The sequence below is a fragment of the Wenzhouxiangella psychrophila genome, assembly GCF_042310375.1.
In the GTDB taxonomy this organism is placed as follows: domain Bacteria; phylum Pseudomonadota; class Gammaproteobacteria; order Xanthomonadales; family Wenzhouxiangellaceae; genus Wenzhouxiangella.
This window is the reverse complement of the sequence record NZ_JBHJMQ010000007.1, coordinates 86,753-110,802: the sequence shown is the minus strand read 5'-3', so window position 1 is coordinate 110,802 and position 24,050 is coordinate 86,753. Positions and strand designations below refer to the sequence as shown.

21 protein-coding genes are annotated in these 24,050 nt (G+C 61.6%); 16 read left to right on the top strand and 5 right to left on the bottom strand.

The annotated features are described in order from the left end of the window. The first annotated feature begins 27 nt into the window (after window positions 1–27). The 12 genes from ACDC66_RS10575 (at window position 28) to ACDC66_RS10520 (ending at window position 12,093) form a co-directional block, all read left to right on the top strand. A complete protein-coding gene (locus tag ACDC66_RS10575; protein WP_376696686.1) occupies window positions 28–1,278 on the top strand; it encodes an inorganic phosphate transporter in 1,251 nt (416 codons plus the stop codon). A gap of 123 nt (window positions 1,279–1,401) precedes the next feature. Next, complete coding sequence (locus ACDC66_RS10570; protein WP_376696685.1) at window positions 1,402–1,749, top strand: ArsR/SmtB family transcription factor; 348 nt, start codon at window positions 1,402–1,404, stop codon at window positions 1,747–1,749. Window positions 1,750–1,807: 58 nt separating this feature from the next. After that, window positions 1,808–2,011 (top strand): YgaP family membrane protein, encoded by a 204-nt coding sequence (locus tag ACDC66_RS10565; RefSeq protein WP_376696684.1) that lies wholly within the window; start codon window positions 1,808–1,810, stop codon window positions 2,009–2,011. Beyond that, the gene (locus tag ACDC66_RS10560; RefSeq protein WP_376696683.1) at window positions 2,011–2,574 is read left to right on the top strand and encodes a Tll0287-like domain-containing protein; all 564 of its coding nucleotides are present in this window, start codon (window positions 2,011–2,013) and stop codon (window positions 2,572–2,574) included. Before ACDC66_RS10565 ends, ACDC66_RS10560 begins: the two co-directional genes overlap by 1 nt. Before the next feature lie 247 nt (window positions 2,575–2,821). Beyond that, window positions 2,822–3,925, top strand: coding sequence for a Glu/Leu/Phe/Val dehydrogenase dimerization domain-containing protein (locus ACDC66_RS10555; RefSeq protein ID WP_376696682.1), 1,104 nt, complete (start codon window positions 2,822–2,824; stop codon window positions 3,923–3,925). Window positions 3,926–4,183: 258 nt separating this feature from the next. Continuing rightward, window positions 4,184–5,332: an isovaleryl-CoA dehydrogenase gene (locus tag ACDC66_RS10550; RefSeq protein WP_376696681.1), complete on the top strand. Its 1,149-nt coding sequence runs from the start codon at window positions 4,184–4,186 to the stop codon at window positions 5,330–5,332. Between the two features lie 251 nt (window positions 5,333–5,583). Further along, window positions 5,584–7,404, top strand: coding sequence for an SLC13 family permease (locus ACDC66_RS10545; protein WP_376696680.1), 1,821 nt, complete (start codon window positions 5,584–5,586; stop codon window positions 7,402–7,404). 190 nt (window positions 7,405–7,594) lie between these two features. After that, window positions 7,595–8,764 carry an acetyl-CoA C-acyltransferase gene (locus ACDC66_RS10540; protein WP_376696679.1) on the top strand — a complete coding sequence of 390 codons (1,170 nt, stop codon included), beginning with the start codon at window positions 7,595–7,597 and terminating at the stop codon, window positions 8,762–8,764. 4 nt (window positions 8,765–8,768) lie between these two features. Next, complete coding sequence (locus ACDC66_RS10535) at window positions 8,769–9,662, top strand: hydroxymethylglutaryl-CoA lyase (RefSeq protein ID WP_376696678.1); 894 nt, start codon at window positions 8,769–8,771, stop codon at window positions 9,660–9,662. A gap of 122 nt (window positions 9,663–9,784) precedes the next feature. Next, a complete protein-coding gene (locus tag ACDC66_RS10530) occupies window positions 9,785–10,171 on the top strand; it encodes a GxxExxY protein (protein WP_376696677.1) in 387 nt (128 codons plus the stop codon). Window positions 10,172–10,254: 83 nt separating this feature from the next. Beyond that, complete coding sequence (locus ACDC66_RS10525; RefSeq protein WP_376696676.1) at window positions 10,255–11,025, top strand: SDR family NAD(P)-dependent oxidoreductase; 771 nt, start codon at window positions 10,255–10,257, stop codon at window positions 11,023–11,025. 231 nt (window positions 11,026–11,256) lie between these two features. Further along, window positions 11,257–12,093, top strand: a complete 837-nt coding sequence (locus ACDC66_RS10520; RefSeq protein WP_376696675.1) for a mechanosensitive ion channel family protein — start codon at window positions 11,257–11,259, stop codon at window positions 12,091–12,093. A 146-nt stretch (window positions 12,094–12,239) separates the two neighbouring features. Here the strand turns inward: ACDC66_RS10520 and ACDC66_RS10515 are convergent, their stop codons facing one another. From ACDC66_RS10515 to ACDC66_RS10505, 3 genes are all read right to left on the bottom strand, one after another. Then, entirely contained in the window at window positions 12,240–13,043 is an 804-nt protein-coding gene (locus ACDC66_RS10515; protein ID WP_376696674.1) for an NYN domain-containing protein, read from the bottom strand. A gap of 336 nt (window positions 13,044–13,379) precedes the next feature. Then, on the bottom strand, window positions 13,380–15,284 hold the full coding sequence (locus ACDC66_RS10510; protein WP_376696673.1) for a DUF2207 domain-containing protein: 1,905 nt from the start codon (window positions 15,282–15,284) through the stop codon (window positions 13,380–13,382). A gap of 35 nt (window positions 15,285–15,319) precedes the next feature. Continuing rightward, the gene (locus ACDC66_RS10505) at window positions 15,320–15,895 is read right to left on the bottom strand and encodes a LemA family protein (protein WP_376696672.1); all 576 of its coding nucleotides are present in this window, start codon (window positions 15,893–15,895) and stop codon (window positions 15,320–15,322) included. A 320-nt stretch (window positions 15,896–16,215) separates the two neighbouring features. Between ACDC66_RS10505 and ACDC66_RS10500 the strand changes: the two genes are divergently transcribed. Further along, a complete protein-coding gene (locus ACDC66_RS10500; protein WP_376696671.1) occupies window positions 16,216–16,743 on the top strand; it encodes an alpha/beta hydrolase in 528 nt (175 codons plus the stop codon). Window positions 16,744–17,028: 285 nt separating this feature from the next. Here ACDC66_RS10500 and ACDC66_RS10495 read toward each other — a convergent pair whose 3' ends face one another. Beyond that, window positions 17,029–18,978, bottom strand: a complete 1,950-nt coding sequence (locus ACDC66_RS10495; protein WP_376696670.1) for an acetoacetate--CoA ligase — start codon at window positions 18,976–18,978, stop codon at window positions 17,029–17,031. Window positions 18,979–19,124: 146 nt separating this feature from the next. Between ACDC66_RS10495 and ACDC66_RS10490 the strand changes: the two genes are divergently transcribed. The 3 genes from ACDC66_RS10490 to ACDC66_RS10480 are packed head-to-tail and all read left to right on the top strand — an operon-like array spanning window position 19,125 to window position 21,851. Next, entirely contained in the window at window positions 19,125–20,108 is a 984-nt protein-coding gene (locus ACDC66_RS10490) for a peptidylprolyl isomerase (protein ID WP_376696669.1), read from the top strand. A gap of 22 nt (window positions 20,109–20,130) precedes the next feature. After that, the gene (locus ACDC66_RS10485) at window positions 20,131–21,078 is read left to right on the top strand and encodes an ABC transporter ATP-binding protein (RefSeq protein WP_376696668.1); all 948 of its coding nucleotides are present in this window, start codon (window positions 20,131–20,133) and stop codon (window positions 21,076–21,078) included. Beyond that, the gene (locus ACDC66_RS10480) at window positions 21,075–21,851 is read left to right on the top strand and encodes an ABC transporter permease (RefSeq protein WP_376696667.1); all 777 of its coding nucleotides are present in this window, start codon (window positions 21,075–21,077) and stop codon (window positions 21,849–21,851) included. Before ACDC66_RS10485 ends, ACDC66_RS10480 begins: the two co-directional genes overlap by 4 nt. 164 nt (window positions 21,852–22,015) lie before the next feature. Here ACDC66_RS10480 and ACDC66_RS10475 read toward each other — a convergent pair whose 3' ends face one another. Further along, window positions 22,016–23,806: a DUF3300 domain-containing protein gene (locus ACDC66_RS10475; RefSeq protein WP_376696666.1), complete on the bottom strand. Its 1,791-nt coding sequence runs from the start codon at window positions 23,804–23,806 to the stop codon at window positions 22,016–22,018. Window positions 23,807–24,050: the final 244 nt, after the last annotated feature.

The window sequence follows — 24,050 nt, the reverse complement described above, 5'->3', positions numbered from 1 at the left end:
CCCCGATAGACCCGAGAGACGCAGCTCATGGAACAGGCGATTTTCTATATCCTCCTGGCGGCTTTGTTCGGCCTGTTCATGGCCTGGGGCATCGGCGCAAACGATGTGGCCAATGCCATGGCGCCCTCGGTAGGCTCGCGCGCCATCACCATCAAGCAGGCGATCCTGATCGCGGCCGTGTTCGAATTCTCCGGCGCCGTGCTGGCCGGCGGCGGCGTCACCAGCACTATCCGAAAGGGCATCGTCGATGCCAGTCTGCTGCAGGGGCAGCCCGAGTTGCTCGTCTACGGCATGCTGGCCGCCTTGCTCGCCGCAGGCACGTGGCTGATGATTGCCTCGGCCCGCGGCTGGCCGGTCTCCACGACGCATACCATCATCGGTGCCGTGGTGGGCTTTGCCGCCATCGGCATCGGAAGTTCCGCCGTTCACTGGGACCAGGTCGGACGGATCGTCATGAGCTGGGTGATCAGCCCGATGCTGGCCGGCTTCATCGCATGGGTGCTGTTCACCAGTGTCCAGCGACTGGTTCTGGAGCGATCCGATCCGCTCAAGGCGGCTCGACGCTACGTCCCCGGCTACATATTCCTGGCCGGGTTCTTCATGACCCTGGTTACCGTCTTCAAGGGCCTCAAGCACATCGGTATCGACCTTGACCCGATTCATGCCTATGGGCTGGCGGTCGCGATGGGGGGTGTCGTTGCCGGCATCGGCACCATATTCATCATGCGCATTCCCGATACGGATCTGCAGGATACCGATTTCCACTACTACACCGTTGAGCGCATATTCGGCGTACTGATGGTAGTAACGGCCTGCTCCATGGCTTTCGCACACGGCTCCAATGATGTCGCCAACGCCATCGGTCCGGTGGCTGCGGTGGTCAGCGTTGCCGGCAGCGGCAGCGTGAACCAGGAAGCCGTCGTCCCGGTCTGGATCCTGATCCTCGGGGGTACAGGGATCGTCATTGGACTGGCCACCTACGGCCATCGGGTCATTGCCACGGTCGGGAGCAACATTACGACGCTCACGCCCAGCCGGGGCTTCGCAGCCGGCCTGGCCGCCGCGGCCACCATCGTCATGGCTTCGGGTACGGGGTTACCGATTTCCACCACGCATACGGTGGTGGGCGCCATTCTGGGTGTTGGCCTGGCTCGAGGCATAGCCGCGATCAACCTGCAGACGGTCGGCTCCATTTTCATGTCCTGGGTCATCACGATTCCCGCCGGCGCACTGCTTTCGGTCTTTTTCTATCTGATTATCCGCGCCGTGGCAGGCTGACCCCGCCGACTCGAGGATTGCTTGACCGGCTGCGCTTGGCCGTTTATATTAGTAATACCTTAATTAATGCCTGGTTGTTCGGGGCTCGACAAAACGACACGAGCTCCTCGCAGGCCGCCCACCATGCCCGACAGGTTTCAAGGTGTAATTCCGGAACTCGCTGATCTTGACCCGGAACAGGCGCACCACGCCGCCACGCTGCTCCGGGCGCTTGCCAATCCCACCCGACTGATGCTGTTGTGCTCGCTCGTCGAGGGCGAACACTCCGTGGGGGAACTCAATCAGCGCATCGCCATGAGCCAGTCGGCCCTGAGCCAACACCTGGCGCGGCTACGGGAAGAAAAACTGGTCGCGACGCGGCGCCAATCCCAGACCATCTATTACCGCATTGCCGATCCGATGGTTCTGGAGCTGATCGCACCTCTGCACCGCCGCTTCTGCAAGCCCGAAGACGAAAACGGCAGGACTTGACATTTATATTAGTTGTTGCTTATATTATAGGCATCCTCGCCCCAAAGGGAAGCACACGATGAATATCGACAGACTGGTTTTCGCCATTGCCGGCTTGATGATTCTTCTCAGCCTTGCGCTGTCACAAATCTATAGCGTCTACTGGTTGCTACTGACAGCGTTTGTCGGCATCAACATGCTGCAGGCGTCCTTTACCGGGTTCTGCCCCCTGGCAAAGATTCTCAAGTCCGCCGGAAAACAGCCCGGACGGGCGTTCAACTGATGGGGCGCGCCGCCCTGGCGCTGGTCGCCTTGCTGAGCGTATCGGCCAGCGCGGCTGAAGATCCGGCCCCGGCCTGGGTCGAAGATGCCCGGTCGGGTGCCGCAGCACTGGGCAGCCAACTCCAGAAAGCCCTGCAGGCCGCGATGGCCGAGGGTGGGCCAGTGACGGGCATCGAGGTTTGCAGAATCCAGGCGCCGGAGATTGCCGAAAACGTCTCGGGCCCGGGCGTGCAGGTGGGGCGCACGGCACTCAGAGTACGCAACCCCGACAACGCCCCCGATAGCCTGGAGGCACGGGTTCTCGAACACTTCGAACAACGCCTGGCCAAAGGCGACGCGCCGGGACAGATAGAGACCTTCGTCATTCGGCGACAGGGCGAGCGGCGCTTCGGCCACTGGATGAAGGCCATCCCCACCCAGGGTTTGTGCACCGCCTGTCACGGCAGCAACATCTCGCCGGAACTTGACGAAGCCATCAACGCGGCCTATCCGCAGGACCAGGCCCGCGGTTTCTCCGTCGGCGACCTGCGCGGCGCGTTCTCCGTCAAGGTCGAGCTCGACTAGAACCACACCCCTCCGGCTCGGCGGTCCTTCCCGCCGATCGCCCCCAAACTGGCACGCCCTTGCCGTTCAGGCTAAAATAGGCGGCTGCCTCGTCACGCTTCATGAACAGTAAGCAAGCGAGGTGATCGCGGCCCGGATATCTTGTCACCGCCGGGCGTGTCAACCTACAAGTCAAACCCGGCCGATTCTTCGGGGGATCGGCGCAATCGCCTGCGACTTAGTTGCCGCAGGCCCTGGAGGACTGTCAATGAATCTGTTTGAAACCATCCACACGACCGAGCACGAGCAGGTCATCTTCTGCCATCACAAGGATGCCGGGCTCAAGGCCATCATCGCCATTCACAACACCACGCTCGGACCGGCCCTGGGTGGCATGCGCATGTGGCCATACGCCACGGAGCAGGATGCCCTCGACGACGTACTGCGCCTGTCGCGCGGCATGACCTACAAAGCCGCTGTTGCCGGCCTCAACCTGGGCGGCGGCAAGTCCGTGATCATCGGCGACCCGCGCAAGGACAAGTCCGAGGCGCTGTTCCGCGCGGTCGGGCGCTTCATCGATTCCCTGCACGGCCGCTACATCACGGCCGAGGACGTCGGCATCGACGTCAACGACATGGAATACGTCTTCCAGGAAACCGACAACGTTGTCGGCGTGCACCAGGTCCACGGCGGATCGGGCGATCCTTCGCCGTTTACCGCTTTCGGCACCCTCCAGGGCATCCGAGCCAGCCTGCAGCGCCAGTTCGGCGACGAAGACATCGGCAAGTACAGCTACGCCGTGCAGGGTGTGGGGCATGTCGGCATGGAACTGGTCAAGTTGCTGCGCAAGGAGAACGCCAAGGTATTCGTCACCGACATCAACGAAGAGGCCGTCCAGGCCGCTGTCGACATGGGCTGCGAAGCAGTCGGAACCGACGAAATCTACGATGTGGACGCAGAAGTTTATTCCCCGACAGCGCTGGGGGCGACGGTCAACGAACAGACCATTCCCCGCTTCAAGTTCAAGATAGTCTGCGGTGCCGCCAACAACCAGCTCGCCACCGAGGAATGCGGCGACGAACTGGAACGCCGCGGCATCATTTACGCCCCGGACTATGCGGTCAACGCCGGCGGCCTGATGAACGTCTCGATCGAGTTCGAGGGCTACAATCGCGAACGTGCCAAGCGCATGACGCGCGCCATCTATTACAACGTCTCGAAGATCTTCCAGATCGCCGAGCGAGACGGCATCCCGACCTGGAAAGCCGCCGATCGCATGGCCGCCGAACGCATCGCGATGGTCGGCAAGCTCAAACTGCCGTTCATGGGCCGAGCCCATCGCTTCCCGGGCCGCGAGCGCGGGAATCACTGATTGAGTGGGGCTTTGGCACCCGTGGCGCCAGCGGCAGGTGTCGAGGCCCCTGATCTGATCTTTCGTAAATGGCTACTGGTGAATAGAAAATAGAAAATAGAGAATAGAAAAGTGCCTAGGCGGCAATGGTTTGGCTGCAACGCTACTGCGATGGCAGTGCGACTATTTACTTTTCACTATTTACTATTTACTGGTGATTCTTCGAAACCGAAAGGCCGGATGCAGTCCCCGACCCCAGCCGAAAACTAGAGTGCCAGAATGAGACTTCACGAAGACATCGAGATGCTGCGCGAGAGCGTCCGCCGCTTTGCCGAGGAATCGATTGCCCCGCGCGCCGAGGCCATCGACCAGGCCAACGAGTTTCCGCAGGAGCTGTGGCGGGAGCTGGGCGAAATGGGCCTGCTAGGCATCACTATTCCCGAAGAGCATGGCGGTTCGGATATGGGCTACCTGGCTCACCTGGTCGCGATGGAAGAAATCTCGCGCGCATCGGCTTCGATCGGCCTGTCCTACGGGGCACACTCCAACCTGTGCCTGGACAACCTCTGCCGCAACGGCACCGAGGCGCAACGAGAGAAGTTCGTACCCAAGCTGGTGTCCGGGGAATGGGTCGGTGCACTGGCAATGTCCGAACCGGGCGCCGGCTCCGACGTCGTCGGCTCGATGAGTTGCCGGGCCGAGAAAAAGGGCGACGTCTGGGTCGCCAACGGCTCGAAGATGTGGATCACCAACGGTCCGGAGTGCGATGTCGCCATCGTCTACATGCGCACCGCCGGCAAGGATGCCGGCAGCAAGTGCATGACCGCCTTCCTTGTAGAGAAGGACTTCGATGGTTTCCAAAAGGCCCAGAAACTCGACAAGCTGGGCATGCGTGGCTCCAACACCTGTGAACTGGTGTTCGAGGACTGCGAGATCCCGGAAGAAAATGTGCTCGGCGAGGTCAATGAAGGCGTCAAGATTCTGATGTCGGGACTGAATTCCGAAAGGCTCGTGCTCTCCGGCGGCCCCATCGGCATCATGCAGGCGGCGATGGACAACGTGCTGCCCTACGTCAACGAACGCAAGCAATTCGACCGCCCTCTGTCCGATTTCGGTCTCATGCAGGCCAAGATCGGCGACATGTACGCCGCACTGCAATCCTCGCGCGGTTTCGCCTACCAGGTTGCAGCCGACTATGACCAGGGCGAGCGCTCGCGCATCGATGCGGCCGCCTGCCTGCTGCACGCCTCGACCAGCGCGGTCAACGTCGCCCTCGAGGCCATTCAGGCCCTGGGCGGTAACGGCTACATCAACGAATACCCCACCGGCCGACTGCTGCGCGACGCCAAGCTCTACGACATCGGCGCCGGCACCAACGAAATCCGCCGCATGCTCATCGGCCGGGAACTCGCCGCCGGGCGTAGCTGAGACGGAAAATCTTTAAAACGCAAAGACGCAAAGCAGCGAAGAACGCTAAGAAGTAAAAAATACAAAAAGCATCGGACTCACGGAAGACACGGGGCATGCGGAATTTGAAGATCAAAGGGATCTTCTTCTGTGCCTATAGTATTGTCCGTGTTCGACATTTTTTATTTCATAAGGTTTTCTTTGCGCTCTTTGCTGCTTCGCGTCTTTGCGTTAAACAGGGTTTTGATTTTTTTGCTCCGGCTGGATCCTAAATGACCGTCGAGATTGCGCTGGTTTTCATCATCATCGGCATCGCGCTGTACCTGTTCGCCAGCGAGAAGCTGCCACTCGACGTCACCGCTTTTCTGATTCTGATCACGGTCATTGCGATTCCACAGTTGTTCCACTCCGAGTGGCTGCTCCAACGCGGCATCGATCTCGAGTCGGCCTTCCCGACGGTGCGGGAAGGCCTGTCGGGTTTTTCGAATCCGGCCACCATCACCGTGCTCGCGATGTTCATTCTCTCGTCGGGCATTCAGCGCTCCGGCCTGATTCATAGCGTCGGTAAGGTGCTCGGCCCCCTGATGGGCGGCTCGGAAACGCGACAACTGATCATTATTGCGCTGTTGGTCGGCCCGGTCTCCGGACTGATCAACAACACTGCAGCCGTCGCGGTAGCCATTCCGCTCGTACTCGACATGGCGCGCCGCTCCGGTTCGAAGGCCTCGCGCATGCTGATGCCGTTGAGCTTCTTCGGCATGCTCGGTGGCACACTCACCCTTATCGGCACCTCGACCAACCTGCTTGCCTCGAGCCTCCTGGCCGATGATCCCGCCTTCGGTCGCCAGATCGGCATGTTCGAGTTCCTTCCGGTCGGTATCGTGGTTCTCGCAACCGGGCTGGTCTACTTCCTCACGCTGGGGCGCTGGCTACTGCCGGCAAGCGACCGGGTCAATGTGCATGACGAGGCCGAGAGCAAGTTCATCTTCGAGGCCCGTGTTGCCTCGGGTAGCAACCTGGTCGGCAAGAGCCTTAGCGAGGCCGATTTCGAGACTCGCCACGATGTTGACGCCCTCAAACTGGTCCGCGGCCGTGAATCGTGGGTCAAGAAGGCCGCCACCACGCGACTCAAGGTCGACGACATCGTGCACCTGAGCGGCACCCGTCGCCAGGTTATGGACCTCATCAAGGGCGACGAAGTCCAGGTGCTCTCCGAGTTCGGCGAGCGCCGCAGCGTACGCCGCGACGGCAAGCTTGCCCGCGTCCTGCTTCGCAATGAGACGGTTTTCGGGGATTCCACCGGCCAGAGCGTCGGCTTCTGGCGCCGCTACAAGGCGCGCCTGGTCGGCCTGGAAACCGACTCGGTGCGATCGCGCCGCCTGGCCGACGAGCGCCTGCGCGTCGGTGAGATCGTGCTGGTCGAGATCTCGGCCACTGCGCTGGTGCACCTTCGCCGCCATCCCGACCTGATCGTTCTCGATGTCTTCGAAGACCGCTTCGACAACCGTCGCAAGTGGACGGCCGGACTGATCGTCGCTGGCGTGGTTCTGGGCGCCACGCTGACGCCACTGCCCATCGTGGTCACCTCCCTGATGGGTGTCATGGCGATGTTCTTCACCGGCCTGCTGGCACGTGAGGACCTCTATTCGGGGGTGAGCTGGAATGTCATCTTCCTGCTCGCCGGCGTCATCCCGCTCGGCATTGCCATGTCAAAGTCGGGCGGCGCAGACTGGCTGGGCGGCCTGCTCGCCGTCCACGCCGACAACTGGCACCCGATGCTCGTCATGATGGCGCTTTACCTGCTGACAGCCCTGCTGACTTCCATCGTTTCCAACAATGCCGCCGTCGTCGTTCTCGTGCCGGTCGCAATCTCGCTTGCCCATGCGCTCGACATGGCCGTCTTCCCACTCGCCCTGGTGGTCATGTTCGGTGCCTCGTCAAGCTTCCTGTCCCCGGTGGGCTACCAGACCAACACCATGATTTTCGGCACCGGGCTGTATCGCTTTACCGACTTCGTGAAAGTCGGCGCGCCATTGAATTTGGTGCTGATGGTCGTCACCAGCGCCGCAATCTACTGGATGTGGTCCGTGTAAGCTGGCATTTTGCGCCTCAGGGGCGTAACGGGCCACGTTGATCCCGATCCGTACCCGACCAGGCTTCAAGAGCCTGAAATGCCTCTGAGCGTGAACGAATCTCCGGCCGGCGCCCGGGCCGGTCCGCCCAATCTCGATCGTCCCGCATGCGATAATACGCGGCTGAGTCCCACAAACACGGATAGACCCCATGAGCGATTCCATTGTCATCGTTTCCGCCCGCCGTACCGCCATCGGCTCCTTCCAGGGCCAATTCGCGCCGGTCAAGTCACCCGAGCTGGGCGCCGCGGCCATCCAGGCCGCCCTGACCGATGCCGGCGTCGAGGGCGGCGACGTCTCCGAAGTCATCATGGGCTGCGTGCTGCCGGCCGGTGTCGGACAGGCGCCGGCGCGCCAGGCTTCGCTGGGTGCCGGGCTGCTGGTCAGCACCGGCTGCACCACCATCAACAAGGTCTGCGGCTCCGGCATGAAGGCCGTCATGCAGGGTCATGACGCCCTGCTGGCCGGCTCCGCCGACATTGTCGTCGCCGGCGGCATGGAATCGATGACCAACGCCCCCTACATGGCCGAGCGCGGCCTGCGGATGGGACACGCCAAGTTCCTCGACCACATGTTCTTCGACGGACTGCAGAATCCCTACGACGGCCAGATGATGGGGCAATTCGGCGAAATGTGCGTGGCCAAGTACGGTTTTACGCGCGACGAGCAGGATGCCTTCTCCAAGGCCTCGGTCGAACGTGCCATGAAGGCGATCGAAACGGACGCCTTCGCCAGCGAAATCGCCCCGGTGACGGTCAAGACCCGCAAGGGCGAGGTCGAGGTGAACACCGACGAGGAGCCGGCCAACTGCCCGGTCGACAAGATGCCCAAGCTGCGCCCGGCATTTGCCAAGGACGGCACCATCACCGCCGCGAGCTCCTCCAAGATCTCCGACGGTGCGGCCGCTACCGTGCTGATGCGCGCCTCCGAGGCCGAATCACGCGGTCTCACACCGCTGGCGCGAATCGTCGCTCATGCCACGCATTCGCAGGAACCGGAATGGTTCACCACCGCCCCGGTCGGCGCCATCTCGAAGCTACTCGACAAGACCGGCTGGAAGGCCGCTGACGTCGACTTGTTCGAAATCAACGAAGCGTTCGCCACCGTCACCATGGCGGCGATGAAGGAACTCGACCTGCCGCACGAAAAGGTCAACGTCAACGGCGGCGGCTGTGCCCTGGGACACCCGATCGGCGCCAGCGGCGCACGCATCCTGGTCACCCTGATCCACGCGCTCAAGAACCGAGGCGGCAAGCGCGGCATCGCCAGTCTCTGCATCGGTGGCGGTGAGGCCACGGCAATCGCCGTCGAGCTCGACTGAAGCGATGACCGATCGAGTCAGCATCGTCGAGGTCGGGCCACGTGACGGGCTCCAGAACGAGTCCTACACCATCCCGACCGAGGTCAAGATCGAGCTGATCGAACGCCTGGCCGACACGGGATTGGGCGTGATCGAGGCAACCAGCTTCGTCGCCGCCCCGGCCATTCCGCAGTTGGCGGACGCCGAAGAAGTCTTCAGCCGCATCGAGCGCAAACCGGGCGTGCGCTACCCGGTCCTCGTGCCCAATTTGAAGGGATACGATCGCGCCCGCGCTGTCGGTGCCGAGGAGATCGCCGTTTTCACGGCGGCCTCCGAGGCCTTCAACCGCAAAAACATCAACTGCTCGATCGCCGAATCGCTGGAGCGCTTTGTCCCGGTAATGGACCGTGCCCGCAAGGACGGCGTACGGGTTCGCGGTTACGTGTCGACCGTTCTCGGGTGCCCGTACCAGGGCGACGTCCCGGTTGCCGAAGTCGTGCGCGTAGCCGAAGCACTCCATGAGGCCGGCTGTGCCGAAATCTCACTGGGTGACACCATCGGTGTCGGCACGCCGAAGCAAGCACGAGGCATGCTCGAGACGGTGGCGGCTTCAGTCCCGATGGGCCAGCTGGCCGTGCACTTCCACGACACCTATGGCCAGGCCCTGGCCAATATCCACGCTTGCCTGGACGCAGGCGTGCGCGTAGTCGATTCCTCGGTGGCCGGCCTCGGCGGGTGCCCTTATGCCCGCGGTGCGACCGGCAACGTCGCCTCGGAAGACGTCGTCTATATGCTGCACGGCCTGGGGCTGGAAACCGGCGTCGACCTGATGGCCCTCGCCCGAGTTGGCGACTGGATCGCCGGCGAACTCGACCGGCCCCGATCCCGCACCGGGCAGGCCATCCTCAAACGCAGCTAGAAAGGCTCTGGAAGTCAAAAACCTTTAAAACGCAAAGACGCAAAGCAGCAAAGAACGCCAAGAAAAAGAGAAAAGTAAAAAGAAAAGAGGAAAGAAAGAAAGAGCAATCAGAACCCGTAGCCATGAATCGAACTGAACTGGAAAGTCTTGCGAGAGAAACTGTGGACTGTGTGTTCAGGGTACACAATGCTCTTGGGCCCGGCCTGCTCGAATCCGCTTATCAGGCATGCCTGGCCCATGAGCTCGGCAAACGCGGGCACAGCGTTGCTACTGAGGTTCTACTTCCACTTCACTACGACGGGATGCGAATCGAAAAGGCTTTCCGAGTTGACATGCTGGTGAACGACGCCTTCCTGATCGAGAACAAAGTGACGCAGGAGATTCTTCCCGTTCATAAGTCACAGGTTCTTACATATCTGAAACTGACGGGCCTTCAGCTAGGCATACTCGTCAATTGGAATTCCCGGCTCATCAAGCACGGCATTTCCAGAGTTGTCAATAATTTATAGCTTTTCTTTGCGTTCTTTGCTGCTTCGCGTCTTTGCGTTTTCAAGGTTTTGAATTTGATTTTCGAATAATCAGGAGAATACGAATGGATACCAAGAACATCAAGGCCGTTATTACCGGCGGTGTTTCGGGGCTGGGGTTTGCAGTAGCCGAGCATTTCGTTTCGCTCGGCGGCAAGGTTGCCCTGCTCGACGTCAACGAAGACAAGGCCAGCGAGGCCGTCGGGAAGCTCGGCGAAGGCAATGCCAGGTTTTTCAAGACTGACGTCACCAGCGAATCGCAGGTCGAGCAGGTGCTGTCCGAGGCGAAGGACTGGCTCGGCGAGATCAATGTCACCGTCAACTGCGCCGGCATCCTCGGCGCCGGGCGCGTGCTCGGCCGTGAAGCGCCGATGCCGCTGGAGACTTTTTCGAAAACGGTGATGGTCAACCTCGTCGGCAGCTTCAATGTGGGCAAGGCCGCAGCCAACCTCATGCAGCACAACGAGCCCAATGACGACGGCGAGCGCGGGGTAATCATCAATACCGCATCGGTAGCCGCCTACGAGGGCCAGATCGGCCAGGCCGCCTATTCCGCCTCCAAGGGCGGCGTGGTCGGCATGACCCTGCCGATGGCGCGCGAATTCACCCGCTTCGGCGTGCGCGTGATGACGATCGCACCGGGCGTGTTCCACACGCCGATGGTCGATGTCATGCCCGAAAAGGTCCAACAGGCCCTGGGCGAGTCGATTCCCTTTCCCAAGCGACTGGGCAAGCCGGCGGAATACGCCCGCCTGGCCGCGCACATCGTCGAGAACGCTTACTTCAACGGCACGACCCTGCGCCTAGACGGCGCCGTGCGTCTCGAGCCCAAATAAGCAGAGGAAACCTATGGAACCACGGAATTCACGGAAAGCACGGAAAAAGAAATTTAAGTATTCCGTGTATTCCGTGCCTTCCGTGGTTCCCAGGTCTTTTATTGGAGGTGCCCCGACCGGGGGATTCGATCCTCCAATACCCCAGTGTTGACGCCCCGGCGACATTCTTGACGTAGGCTCACAGGTTGAATCATGATTCCGCAATAACCCGAACAAATCAGGGAGACCCACATGGAAAGCTTGCAAGAATGGTACGCCAACATCGAAACGGCCCAGGTCATGGCCATTGCCTGGAAGGTAATCGGCGCGCTGCTGATCTTCATCATCGGTCGCTGGGTCGTCAAGGCTGCCGTCGGGATCGCGCGCAAGACCATGAGCAGGCGACAACTCGATGCCATGCTGGTTACCTTCCTGGGCACCATCCTCTACGTTGTTTTGCTGCTGTGCGTGCTTCTCGCGTCCCTCAGCTATCTGGGCGTTTCCGTCACGCCAATGATCGCCGTGCTTGGTGGCGCCGCCCTCGCCGTTGGCCTGGCCCTTCAGAACAGCCTGTCGAACTTCGCATCCGGCGTGATGCTGGTGGGACTCAGGCCCTTCACCAAGGGGCACTTCGTCGAGGCCGGCGGCGTGTCCGGCACGGTCGAGCGTGTCGCCCTGTTCAACTCGTATCTGGTCACCCCGGACAATCGAAGCGTGATCGTGCCCAACAGCCAGATCACGTCAAACCCGATCACCAACTACTCGGCCTTCGAAACACGTCGCTGCGACCTGCTCATCGGGGTCGACTATGGTGACAACCTGAAGATAGCCCGCGACACCATCTGGAAAGTCATCACTGGCCACGAAAAGGTGCTCCAAGACCCCGAGCCGGCCATTCTGGTCATGGATCTGGGCGACTCCAGCGTCAACTTCGCCGTACGGCCATGGGTGCTGGCGTCCGATTACTGGGTCGTGCGCAGCGAGCTACTCGAACAGATCAAGGCCGAACTCGAAAGCGCCGGCTGCTCGATCCCGTTCCCCCAGCGAACGATCCACCACATCAACGAGGGATCGGCGGGCGCGGACTGAGAACACCGCAGGAAAACCTTATAAACGCAAAGACGCAAAGACGCGAAGAGATCTTGAAGAACAAAATTCTTCTGTTGATTTCTTTGCGTCTTAGCGTCTTGGCGTTTCAAAGGTTTTGGTTTTGATATCACGGCCTTCCGGCTAAGTCAGTCCTCGGCCTTGATTGACTGGATGATGTAGCCGCCGGACTTCTCGTCCGGCTTGAGTTCCAGCAACCCCTGCTTCTCCGCCTCTTTCAACAGTTCGGAGAAATTCCGGAAGCCGTGGTATGACTCGCTGAAACCGGGCTTGCGCCTTTTGAGTGCCTGCTTGACCATCGAGCCCCAGACCTTTTCTTCTTCATCACGGTCTGCGAAAAGCGCCTCGGTCGTTTCCAGCACCAGGTCGAATGCTTCCTGCTTCTTGTCGTCGACAGGACTTGCAACAGCCGTCTTTTTCTTCTTCGAAGCCTTCTTTTTTGCCGGCTTTTTCGGTTTCTTCCGGATCAGGTCGTCGTAGAAGATGAACTCATCGCAGTTGGCCATCAACAGATCCGATGTCGAGCTCTTCACGCCCACTCCTATGACCATCTTGTTGTTCTCGCGCAGCTTGGAAACCAGCGGGGAGAAGTCCGAGTCACCGCTGAGCAGCACGAACGTGTCTACGTGCCCCTTGGTGTAGCACAGGTCCAGCGCATCGACGACCATCCGGATATCGGCTGAATTCTTGCCGGACATGCGAACGTGCGGGATATCGATCAGCTCGAACGCCGCTTCGTGCATCGGCGGCTTGAACTCCTTGTACCGCCCCCAGTCGCAGTAGGCCTTCTTGACCACGATATTGCCCTTTAGCAGGAGCCGCTCGAGCACCTTCTGGATATCGAACGCCTCGTAACGCATGTCGCGCACGCCCAAGGCAATATTCTCGAAATCGCAGAACACCGCCAGGTTGCGGGTCGGGTTGGATGTCATACGGTTACCGTTGCAGGTGGAATATTAGGCGATACTTTGCGGGAAAAACCTTTAAAACGCAAAGACGCAAAGCAGCTAAGAACGCAAAGTTTTTGAACCAGAAAAATCAACCAACAGAAATAATGATCGCATCCCCGAGGGTGACGTGGAAAATCTGCATAGGAGTAGCCCTAGTGCACAGTCCCGAACCGTTCTCCGAGAGCGGGAATACAGCCCACTTTGCTGAAGGGCAGTGAATCGGAAAAGAACAATAAATCATTGTTTTCTTTGCGCCCTTTGCTGCTTTGCGTCTTTGCGTTTCAAAGATTTTAAACGACACACCATCCCCCGGGCCAACTACCAGCCGCCGCCGCCGCCACCGCCGCCACCGCCGCCGGAGGAGCCACCTCCCCCGCCACCGGAGCTCGACCCCGGTGCGGTCGACGCTGATGCCGTGGCGCTGGCCAGGCCCGAGCCCAGGGCCGTGCCCAGTCCCGCGGCCGTCAGGCGACCCTCGCTCATCGTGGCCGGATACCAGTGTCTGGACTGGGCGCTGCCGGCCTGTGCCGCCGCCTCGATCTCGGCGGCAAAGCGCTCGGCCCAGGTATCGGCCGCATCGAGGGCCACGGCATAGGGCAGCAGACGCTCGAACTCCTCGAAGGTCTGCGGCGGCGCCTGTTCATGGCGCGCCTCGATATCATCGCGCTCGGCCACCGTCAGGTACAGGCGCAGCCCCTCGACATGGTCGAGCAACTTGCGCCCGCGCATGGTCGGCGCGCGCATCCAGCTCCAGAACAGGCCGTTGACGATGCCGATGACGACCACGATCAGGCCCGGAAGCCAACCGATCATGTTGCCGAAGATGGCCAGCACCACCACGCTGGCAATGACGAACGGCAGGCTGAAGGCGGTCATCAGGATCGCGCCGATCAGCCCGGTCACCCCCTTGAGATCGCGCCAGGTCCGGTACACGCGCATCACCAGCACCGCCGTGCCGATGTTCCAGATCGTCTGGTGAACGGCCAGGAAGCCGGCCAGGAACTTCTCATCGCCCGGCAGGCTGAGCACCATGCCGACCAGGGTGACCACCGAAATCACGATGCCGGGAATCACCCACCAGCGATTGAGCTTGAAGTAGCGCCCCTCCATCCGTCCGGACAGGGCTTTCTCGTGCGCCTTGAGGGCCGCCCGGATCTCGGCGTGGTTGCTCTGCTTGAAAACGATGCGATCGCCCGGCGCGTCGAGCAGCTTCGACAGAAGCTTGCCCTCGGTCGCAGACTCGGTCTCGCCGTCGAGCCGCTCGGCCACGTAATCGTCGTCGTCCTTGTCGAGCCTGATCGCACCCTTGACCGCCAGGCTGACCAGCGCGGCGGCCAGGCAGGTCTTGTCGTAGCCCATTCTCCAGACATAGCGCAGCATGCCCGGTGAGTAACCCTCGGGCGGGTCATAGCGCGGGTAGACGGCACCGCCGTCCGGATCACGCCCCACGCGTACCCAGGCGAACAGGTACCAGAGCACGATCACGATCGTGCCGACGCCCCCGATCACCGTCACGCGGTTGTCCTCCAGGTCCTTCTGAAACTCTTCGGCCGCGGTGGGCTTGCTCACCAGTCCCTTGGGAAAGCCGACGACCACGGTCAGGCCTTCATTGGGCGCCAGGCGCCGCGTCGTCTCGAAGCGTGCGCGCCGGCCGCTGAGCACCTCGCCCGTCGTATCGCCGCCAGACTCGCCCTGCCGACCGGTGTAGGCATCCAGCCTCAGATCCTCGGGCGAGGCGCCGGCAGGCAGCGTCACCACCGCGCTGGCCCGTTCGATCGGAAAACCCCAGGCGTTGCCGGTGACGTTCCAGTACAGCTCGTCGTAGCCATCGAAGAAACCGACCTGCCATCCGGTCCGATAGACCAGGGTGTAGGTATGCTCGCCCGGTTCGAGCATGCGACCTTCACTGCCCATGTAGATGCGCACACCGTTGCTGATTGACTCGACGCGCCGGTCTTCGAGCTCGCCGTTACGGCGCAGGCTGACCAGCTCGAACGGCACCGTCGTGTGCCGGCCGCTGCGATCCTCGTAGCGGGTCGGAAAGTCGCGGTAGATGCCGCGCCGGATATCCCGGCCTTCGGCAACCACGGTGATGCGTTCGGTCACCTCCAGCTCGCCCGAGGCCTGCACCTCGATCTCGCTGGCGAACTCGACGATGCGCTCCTCGGCAAATGCTGTGAGCGACAGCAGTGACAGCAGGATCGTCAGCAATCCTCGCTTCATCCATTTCTCCCTGAATTCTCTATAGGTTGTTGTTTTTAATCGATTCCCCGAAGCAGCCCGGCGACCTTCGGCGCCGACCGCGCCTCGATCTCTGCGCTGAAAAAGGTGGCTTCCTCGAATCCCGTCAGCCGTGCGACAAAAAGGTCCGGGAACTGCTGGATGCGCGTATTGAGATCGCGCACGGCGCCGTTGTAGAAACGCCGCGCGTGTGAGAGAAGATCCTCGGTCTCCACCAGCTCACGGGTCAGCTGCTGGAAATTCTCGGTGGCCTTCAGGTCCGGGTAGTCCTCGGCCAGCAACAGCAAACGCCCCAACCCGGCAGCCAGCGCCACCTCCGCGCCCGCCATGGCCTGCGCCTGCTGCTTGCCCTCGGCCTGCCGGGCGCGCGATCGCAGGGCGGTCACCTCCTCCAGCACCCGCTGCTCGTGGCCGCTGTAGGCCCGAACGGCCTCGACCAGCTGCGGCACCAGGTCGTGCCGACGCTGCAGCTGCACGTCGATATCGGCAAAGCCGTTGCGCACAAGATTGCGAGCGCGCACCAGGCGATTGAAGATGGCAATGCCCCAGACCAGCAGGACGACCAGAACCGCAATCAGAATTCCCTCGATCATCCCCAGATTCTAAGCCATCCAGCAGCTGTGGGGCGAACCCGAAAGCACTGAAAATCAAAATCTTTGAAACGCAAAGACGCGAAGCAGCAAAGAAAAATCAAATCAAAAACGATAGTTATGGAAGGCTAACAAAGAACACGGAAAAATGAATCAATCTCTTCTTCCCTTAACCCGTGTATCCCGCTCCCTTCGTGGTTCCGTTGTTTTTGTTTCTTAGCGTCTTGGCGTCTTTGCGTTTTAAAGGTTTTGCCCGCCCGATCCTTGGCACCAAGCATGAACGATGCAACAATCCCGAACCGAACGAAAGAACGAATAAACGAATGAACGACTCAACGCGCAAAGTCATCTTCAGCCACGGCCACCTCTCGAGCCCGCAGAGCCTGAAGATCATCGAACTCGAACCCCTGGCGAAGGAAAACGGTTTCGACACCCTGGCCATCGACTACCGCGACCTGCAGGACGACCCCGTCGCGCGGGCCGACCGGCTGGTCGAAACGATTCGGCAACTGCGTGAAGAACCCATCCTGGTCGGCTCATCGCTGGGCGGCTGGGTATCCATGCACGCGGCTGAAACCGTACCGGTCGCCGGCCTGTTCCTGATGGCGCCCGCGCTTTACCTGGAAGACCGCGTCCCCGAAGGCGTTGTGCCCGAAAGCTACACACCGCGATGCGATCACGTGACCGTGGTTCACGGCTGGTACGACGACATCATCCCCTGGCAACACAGCCTGCGCTTCGCCGAGGCCGCCAATGCCAATCTGCACCTGCTCGACAGCGACCATCGCCTCGAATCCGCCCTACCCCAACTCAAAGCTGTCTTCACCCAGTTCATCGACGGGGTGGAATAGCGGGCTCGGAAGATCAAAACCTTTTTGAACGCAAAGACGCTAAGACGCGAAGGAAAACAACAATAAAGAGAAAATCAGCAACCCATCAGAAGCGCGGGTTCATCAAATCAGAACTCTGGCGCTATTGCCTTGGCGAGTCCGGGAAAACCAGCGGGCCGACAGAGCTCTTCTTTCTTGTCCTTCATTGATTGACTGATTCTGTTTTCAATCATTTTTATTTTCTTTGCGTCTTGGCGTCTTTGCGTTTTCAAGGTTTTGCCCGCCCTAAACCGGGCACCCGTCGATCTACGACTGCAAATCTTCCAGGTCCCGGTAATGCTCCAGCGCCTCGGGGTTGGCCAAGGCCGAGGTGTTCTTGACCTCTCGTCCGTGGATGACGTCGCGCACGGCCAGCTCGACGATTTTTCCCGAGACCGTGCGCGGAATATCGGGCACGGCGATGATTTTTGCCGGCACGTGGCGCGGGGTGGCGTTGGCGCGAACGGTCTTCCTGATGCGGTCGCGTAACTCGTCATCGAGTTCGACACCATCCCGCAGGCGCACGAACAGTACGACACGCACGTCGCCGTCCCAGTCCTGGCCGACACAGATCGACTCCAGGATCTCGTCGAGCTTTTCGACCTGGCGATATATCTCGGCGGTGCCGATACGCACGCCACCGGGGTTGAGGGTGGCATCTGATCGCCCGTAGATCACCACGCCGCCTCTGGGAGTGAGGCGGGCGTAGTCTCCGTGCGACCACACGCCCTCGAATTTTTCGAAATAGGCACCGTGGTACCGCTTGCCGTCGGGATCGTTCCAGAACTTCACCGGCATGCACGGGAACGGCATCGAACAGGTCAGCTCGCCGGTCTCGTCTTCGACCACGCGCCCGTCGTCAGCGCGGATCTCGACCTTCATGCCCAACCCGCGGCACTGCAGCTCGCCGCGGTAGACCGGCAGGATCGGGTTACCCAGTGCGAAGCAGGAAACGATGTCGGTACCACCGGAGATTGAGCTGAGTTGCACATCCTCTGCCACATCGCGATAGACGTAGTCGAAGGATTCCGGCAGCAGCGGCGAGCCGGTCGACAGGACCGCCTTGAGATGCTCGAGCCTGTGCGACTCGCGCGGCTTGATGCCGGCCTTGTCGCAGGCGGCGATCCACTTGGCGCTGGCGCCCAGTACCGAGATACCCACCTCGTCGACCAGGTCCCAGAGCACGTTGCCGCTGGGATGAAAGGGCGAGCCGTCGTAGAGCACGACGGTCGAGCCCACGGCCAGCCCGGAAACCAGCCAGTTCCACATCATCCAGCCGCAGGTGGTGAAGTAGAACAGCTTGTCGTCGCGCCGCAGGTCGGTGTGCAGCTGCAGTTCCTTGAGATGCTGCAGCAGCGTGCCGCCGGCGCCGTGGACGATACACTTGGGCACGCCGGTGGTGCCCGAAGAGTAGAGAATGTAGACCGGGTGATCGAAGGGCAGCTGGGCGAACTCGATCTCTTCTGCATCGTTATCGGCAAACTCGTCCCAGTTCACGGCCTGCTCGAGGCCGGACAGGTCGGGATCGTCGTCCATGTAGCCGGTCACGACGATGCGCTCGATCGAGGGCATCTTTTCGGCCAGCTCGGCCACCCGGCCCAGGCAGTCGAAGACCTTGCCGTTGTACTGGTAGGCAGCGGCGACGAAAAGCACCTTCGGCTCGATCTGGCCGAAACGGTCCATCACCCCCTGCACCCCGAAATCGGGCGAGCAGGACGAAAACACCGCGCCGATGGAGGTCGCCGCCAGCATGGCGATGACGGTTTCGGGCAGGTTGGGCAGGTAGGCGGCCACGCGGTCGCCCTCCTCCACGCCCATTTCCCGAAGGGCGGCGGCTACCCGCGCCACCTCAGCATGGAGTTCGGCGTAGCTGATAGCCCGATGCACGCCGTCCTCGTTGGCGAACACCAGCGCGGTGCGATCATCGCGAAACTTGAGCAGGTTCTCGGCGAAATTCAACCGCGCCTGCGGGAACCAGCGTGTGCCGGGCATGGCCGGCCAGTTCTCGACCGTGTCGTGGCCGCGGGTCTCGGCCACCACGTCGCCGAACTCCCACATCGCCTTCCAGAAGTCTTGCGGATTCTCCACGGACCACCGGTAGAGCGTTTCCCAGTCGTGTACGTGCGGGTCGAGCTGCTGGTTGATGAGCTGAATGAACCGCGACAGGTTGGCGCGGGAGCGACGCTCGGCCGAAGGCCGCCACAGAGGTTCTGTCATGATCTTGAATTCAATTCGATGTAAACCCAGCCACAAAGGGTACCCAACTCAACCCGGGGTCGTCACCTGTACTTTGGTGCGTCAACGACAATCTCGCCCGGTGCTGGCGTAGAATTCGGGACTTTCCCGCAGGACTGACGGACATCATGAAAAAGATCACAACCCTCATTCTCCTGGCCGCCGGCGCCGTTCAGGTCCAGGCCCAGGATCCGCACGTGTGGCTGGATACCGACATGGGCCCCATCATCCTCGAGCTCGACGAGGAAGCTGCGCCTGTCACCGTCGAAAATTTCCTGGCCTACGTAGACGACGGCTTCTACGACGGGCTGATCTTTCACCGCATAGCCGAGGAATTCGTCATCCAGGGCGGGGGGTTCGATACAAACCGGGAGCTTCGCGAACCCACTTACGACCCGATCGTCAACGAGTCGGACAACGGCCTGAGCAACCTCCCCGGCACCATCGCGATGGCGCGTACGCCCGATCCGGACTCGGCAACCTCCCAGTTCTTCATCAACCTGGACAACAACGACTTTCTCGACCCCGACGATGGCGAACCCGGTTACACGGTATTCGGCGAAGTCATCATCGGCCAGTCGACCGTCGAAGCGATGGCCTCTCTCAGAACCATCGACGCCACCAATGCCCGCGACCAGCGGCTGGCCGATCTCCAGGACTATCCCTACAATCCCCCGGCCATCATTCGCGCCGTGCGCACGGACGGCTTTCCCCTGGTGGCCGACCACAGCGGCTCCTGGTTCGACCCCGCCAATTCCGGCGTCGGCTTCAACGTTGAAATCGCCAACAACGCCGATGGCTCGGGCCCCATCGCCCTGGTCTACTGGTACAACTTCGACGAGCAGCGCCCGTTCTGGCTGCTCGGTATTTCCGACTTCGATTGGGGTGACAGCGAAGTGACGGTGGACCTGCTGAGTAATCCGGGGGACGAAGCAGGCGCCGGCTTCCAGAGCCCGCCCGAGTCGGAGTTCACGAACTTCGGCACGCTGACTTTGCGTTTCGACGACTGCGCCAACGGCACCTTCAGCTACGACATGCCCGAGTATGGCACCGGTGACATCGATGTAACGCGCCTCAGCCGGCCCGAAGACTTCACTTGCCGAGCAGAGTGACATTCATCGAATCGATCCCGACATGACCGCGCTGCTGAGCATCGAGAATCTCGACAAACGCTACGCGGGCGGACTGCGCGCGCTCAAGTCGGTGAACCTGCAAATCGAGCGGGGCGAGATCTTCGCCCTGCTCGGTCCCAACGGCGCCGGCAAGACCACATTGATCAATATCGTCTGCGGTATCGTCACACCCACCTCGGGCCAGGTCACCGTCGACGGCCGGGACACGGTCCGGGAATTTCGCTGGACCCGTCGCCACACCGGCCTGGTACCGCAGGAACTCTTTACCGACATGTTCGAGACCGTCCACGACACGGTCTCGTTCAGCCGCGGACTGTTCGGGCTGCCCCCGAATCCCGACCACATCGAACGCGTGCTGCGCGACCTGTCGCTGTGGGACAAGCGCAACCACGCCATCATGACGCTCTCGGGCGGCATGAAACGCCGCGTGCTCATTGCCAAGGCCCTGGCACACGAGCCGAAACTGCTCTTCCTCGACGAACCCACGGCCGGGGTCGATGTGGAACTTCGGCGCGATATGTGGCGGATGATCGAGAAACTGCGCGGCACCGGCGTGACCATCGTGCTCACCACCCACTACATCGAGGAAGCCGAACGCATGGCCGACCGCGTCGGCGTCATCCGTCGCGGAGAAATCATCCTGGTCGAGGAAACCGACTCGCTGATGAAGAAGCTCGGCCGCAAGCACCTGAGCCTGCATCTAGAGCATCCCATGAGTGAATTGCCCGCCTCGCTCGGTGACTGGACGCTGACCCTCGCCAACCGCGGCCGACGGCTCGACTACAGTTTCGCCGCCGACGAGGAACACAGATGTGTACCCGTTCTACTCAAGCGCCTGCAGGCCGAAGGCATCGAGTTCACCAACCTGAATACGCGCCAGAGCACCCTCGAGGAAATCTTTGTCGATCTCGTACACGAAGACGACGACGTGCCGGAGGAAAATGAATGAATGCCCCGATGCTCAACCTGCGCGGCACCTGGGCCATCTACAAGTTCGAGATGGCGCGCTTCAAGCGCACGCTCTGGCAAAGCCTGGCCACGCCCATACTGACCACGGTCCTTTACTTCATCGTCTTCGGCTCAGCCATCGGCTCGAGAATCGGCGACATCGACCAGGTCAATTACGGGGCCTTCATCGTGCCGGGCCTGATCCTGCTGACCGTGTTCACGCAGAGCCTCAACAACGCCTCGTTCGGCATCTACATGCCGCGCTTTTCCGGCACCATCTACGAAATTCTCTCCGCCCCCGTATCGACCACGGAGCTGGTCCTGGCCTATGTCGGTGCGGCCGCCACCAAGTCGGTGCTGCTGGGCCTGATCATCCTGGTCACAGCCCAGCTGTTCGTCGACCTGCATATCGGTCAGCCGGTGTGGATGCTGGGCTACCTCGTGATGGTGGCGTTTGCCTTCAGCCTGGCCGGCTTCATCATCGGCATCTGGGCCGAGGGCTTCGAGGCGTTGCAGTTCATCCCCATGCTGGTGGTCACGCCGCTGACCTTCCTCGGCGGGGTGTTCTATTCCATCGACATGCTGCCGGAAATCTGGCAGACGATCAGCCTGTTCAACCCCATCATCTACATCGTCTCGGGCTTTCGCTACTTCTTCTTCGGCAGCGGCGATGTCAGTGTCTGGGTCAGCCTGGCCTCGCTCATCGGCTTCATCGTCGTGTGCCTGGGCATCGTGTCCTGGATCGTAAGGACCGGCCACCGACTCAAAAGCTGAGGCCTGTCCTGTCCGTCGTCCCGGCCGAAGCGCCGGGACCTCGCACGCTGGGTTATTGCACGGCTCGGCTCCGTGTCAAAGCGAACCTGCGAGGCCCCGGATAGCGCCTGCGGCGCTTCCGGGGCGACAACTCGGATTGGGGCACAAATCGAAGCCTGATTCGATTACCGCCGTTCTTCACCGTCACCACGCCCACCACGCCGCGAATCACCGCCGCGCGAACGGCTCTGAGCCGAACCGCGCGACGAGCGGGTGCTCGTAGCGCTGCTGCGCGAAGGCGTCGAAGACTTCGAAGATCGGCTCGGAGCCGAAGACCGGCTGCCGCGACTCGGCGCGGAGGCGTTCGAACTGCGACTGGGCGCCGACGATCGAACACTTGGCGTCGAACGCGACTGGGCCGAACTACGGCTGCTCGAGCGGCTCCGGCTCGTCGTCGACTCCCTGCTCGGGGCCGAACTACGCCCGATGCTGGCCCCGCGTGACGGCGCCGAGGAACGACTGCTGCTCGACGGCGAGGAGCTGCGCTCCCGCGCATTGCTCGATCGCACGCTCAAATCGCGCGGAATGGATACGGACGAACGCTTGCTGTCCGAGCGGCTGTCGAAGCCGGCACTCGAGCGTCCGGAGGCGCGGCTGTTCGAGGTTCTCGCGCCCTCGGAAGAGCGCTCGACCCCGCGAGACCGGCTGGTTTCCGCCGCACGCGACCTTGAACCGCTACGCAACGACTCGCTTACGCGGCTCGAGCGGTCGGCGGACGAGCGTGCCGACGTCGTCGAGCCGCTTCGAGTAGCGGCGCGTTCCGGTGCCCGGCCGGTCACGCTGCGGCTGCGCTCACTCGACCGGCTGGATTCGGTTCGGGCCGAGCTTCGGCTGGCAATCCGGCTGTTGCTGTTACCGCGCTCGCTGCTTGCAATTCGCGACTGGCCTCGATCGCTGACCCGACTCTCGGCTGCGCGCTCCGAGCGAGACGCCGCACTTGTACGCGACTGGGCCTTGCGATCGAATGTCGTACTGGATCGGCGCTCTGCCGCCCACTCACGCCGATCGGAACGCACCGCTGAGCGCGTGGCGCTCGCATTCTGGCGTGCTGATACCGGACGCTTGCTGTCGACGAATCGCGCCTTCTGCACCTGGCCGCGATAGCTCACACCGCGACGATGCGTCGGATCGTGCTTCCAGTGGCGTGCTTGCTTGAAACGCGCGACGTCGCGGCCGGAACGAAAGCCGTGATCGCGATAGTAGTGATGATGATGATTGACCACCACCACGCGGCGCTGCGCCCAGTGGAAGGAGCTGAAGTAGAAGTTCGGACGGACGTGATACGGGCGGCCCCAATGGAAGTTCATGCTCACGCTGAAACCGCTGGGACGGTGCCAATACCTCGGCGGATGGCTCGACCAGCGCCAGCTCGAATAGATCACGCGCGGATCGTAATACGGCACATAGACGACACGGGTGCGCGCCGGCTCGATGTAGATGTATTCCTTCTCACGCACGACCTTGACGCGGTCGTTGCTCGCCAGATGGCCCTTGGAGTAGGCCTCCGAGCGCAGGTACTGGATCGAGGCGACCACCTCTTCTTCCTGCATCAGAAAGGCGTCGCCCAGATTCTGGGTCCAGTCCAGGTCCTCGTCCATGCGCCCAAGGAGCTCGGGAAAGGCCACCAGCGCCTTCACGCTGGGATCCCAGTTCCGGTACTCGACAGCGGCCACGGCATCCTCGCCGCGCAGGCCCGGGTGCTCGCGCGACCAGCGTGCCGCCTGTATGACCTCCAGCGGGTAGGTCGCCGCGATCAACACGTGCGACAGCACGCTGTCGGGGTACAGCGCTACGGGTGCGAGCATCGAGTCGAGCTCGGCCTGGCTGAAGTAGTCGTCTTCGGCCTGGACCTGGCCGGTCATGCTGCAACCGACGGTCAGCAGGGCGGAAAGAACCAGCGTCGTCAGGGTTTTCATGTCGTTGCCTCCTTGCGGCATATGGCGCCGCTACGGGGCCTTTGTACCCCGACCCGCCTGAAGTCAGGCTGAACGAATGATTCAGGGTTCAGGTTTCAGGTTTCAGGCGGCTTTTCGGCGCGGTGGGGGCTGGCGGCGCTTGCAGTGGAAGGGGGTTTCGGGGTTCGGGGTTCGGGGTTCGGGGTTCGGGGTTCGGGGTTCCGGAACCCTGAACCCCGATAAACCTTCCAGTTTCCCCCGACAC

Bases quoted from the DNA above. Each gene is read 5' to 3' on its own strand.
- ACDC66_RS10575 (WP_376696686.1), top strand. From the start codon at position 28: ATGGAACAGGCGATTTTCTATATCCTCCTGGCGGCTTTGTTCGGCCTG.
- ACDC66_RS10570 (WP_376696685.1), top strand. From the start codon at position 1,402: ATGCCCGACAGGTTTCAAGGTGTAATTCCGGAACTCGCTGATCTTGAC.
- ACDC66_RS10565 (WP_376696684.1), top strand. From the start codon at position 1,808: ATGAATATCGACAGACTGGTTTTCGCCATTGCCGGCTTGATGATTCTT.
- ACDC66_RS10560 (WP_376696683.1), top strand. From the start codon at position 2,011: ATGGGGCGCGCCGCCCTGGCGCTGGTCGCCTTGCTGAGCGTATCGGCC.
- ACDC66_RS10555 (WP_376696682.1), top strand. From the start codon at position 2,822: ATGAATCTGTTTGAAACCATCCACACGACCGAGCACGAGCAGGTCATC.
- ACDC66_RS10550 (WP_376696681.1), top strand. From the start codon at position 4,184: ATGAGACTTCACGAAGACATCGAGATGCTGCGCGAGAGCGTCCGCCGC.
- ACDC66_RS10545 (WP_376696680.1), top strand. From the start codon at position 5,584: ATGACCGTCGAGATTGCGCTGGTTTTCATCATCATCGGCATCGCGCTG.
- ACDC66_RS10540 (WP_376696679.1), top strand. From the start codon at position 7,595: ATGAGCGATTCCATTGTCATCGTTTCCGCCCGCCGTACCGCCATCGGC.
- ACDC66_RS10535 (WP_376696678.1), top strand. From the start codon at position 8,769: ATGACCGATCGAGTCAGCATCGTCGAGGTCGGGCCACGTGACGGGCTC.
- ACDC66_RS10530 (WP_376696677.1), top strand. From the start codon at position 9,785: ATGAATCGAACTGAACTGGAAAGTCTTGCGAGAGAAACTGTGGACTGT.
- ACDC66_RS10525 (WP_376696676.1), top strand. From the start codon at position 10,255: ATGGATACCAAGAACATCAAGGCCGTTATTACCGGCGGTGTTTCGGGG.
- ACDC66_RS10520 (WP_376696675.1), top strand. From the start codon at position 11,257: ATGGAAAGCTTGCAAGAATGGTACGCCAACATCGAAACGGCCCAGGTC.
- ACDC66_RS10515 (WP_376696674.1), bottom strand. From the start codon at position 13,043: ATGACATCCAACCCGACCCGCAACCTGGCGGTGTTCTGCGATTTCGAG.
- ACDC66_RS10510 (WP_376696673.1), bottom strand. From the start codon at position 15,284: ATGAAGCGAGGATTGCTGACGATCCTGCTGTCACTGCTGTCGCTCACA.
- ACDC66_RS10505 (WP_376696672.1), bottom strand. From the start codon at position 15,895: ATGATCGAGGGAATTCTGATTGCGGTTCTGGTCGTCCTGCTGGTCTGG.
- ACDC66_RS10500 (WP_376696671.1), top strand. From the start codon at position 16,216: ATGAACGACTCAACGCGCAAAGTCATCTTCAGCCACGGCCACCTCTCG.
- ACDC66_RS10495 (WP_376696670.1), bottom strand. From the start codon at position 18,978: ATGACAGAACCTCTGTGGCGGCCTTCGGCCGAGCGTCGCTCCCGCGCC.
- ACDC66_RS10490 (WP_376696669.1), top strand. From the start codon at position 19,125: ATGAAAAAGATCACAACCCTCATTCTCCTGGCCGCCGGCGCCGTTCAG.
- ACDC66_RS10485 (WP_376696668.1), top strand. From the start codon at position 20,131: ATGACCGCGCTGCTGAGCATCGAGAATCTCGACAAACGCTACGCGGGC.
- ACDC66_RS10480 (WP_376696667.1), top strand. From the start codon at position 21,075: ATGAATGCCCCGATGCTCAACCTGCGCGGCACCTGGGCCATCTACAAG.
- ACDC66_RS10475 (WP_376696666.1), bottom strand. From the start codon at position 23,806: ATGAAAACCCTGACGACGCTGGTTCTTTCCGCCCTGCTGACCGTCGGT.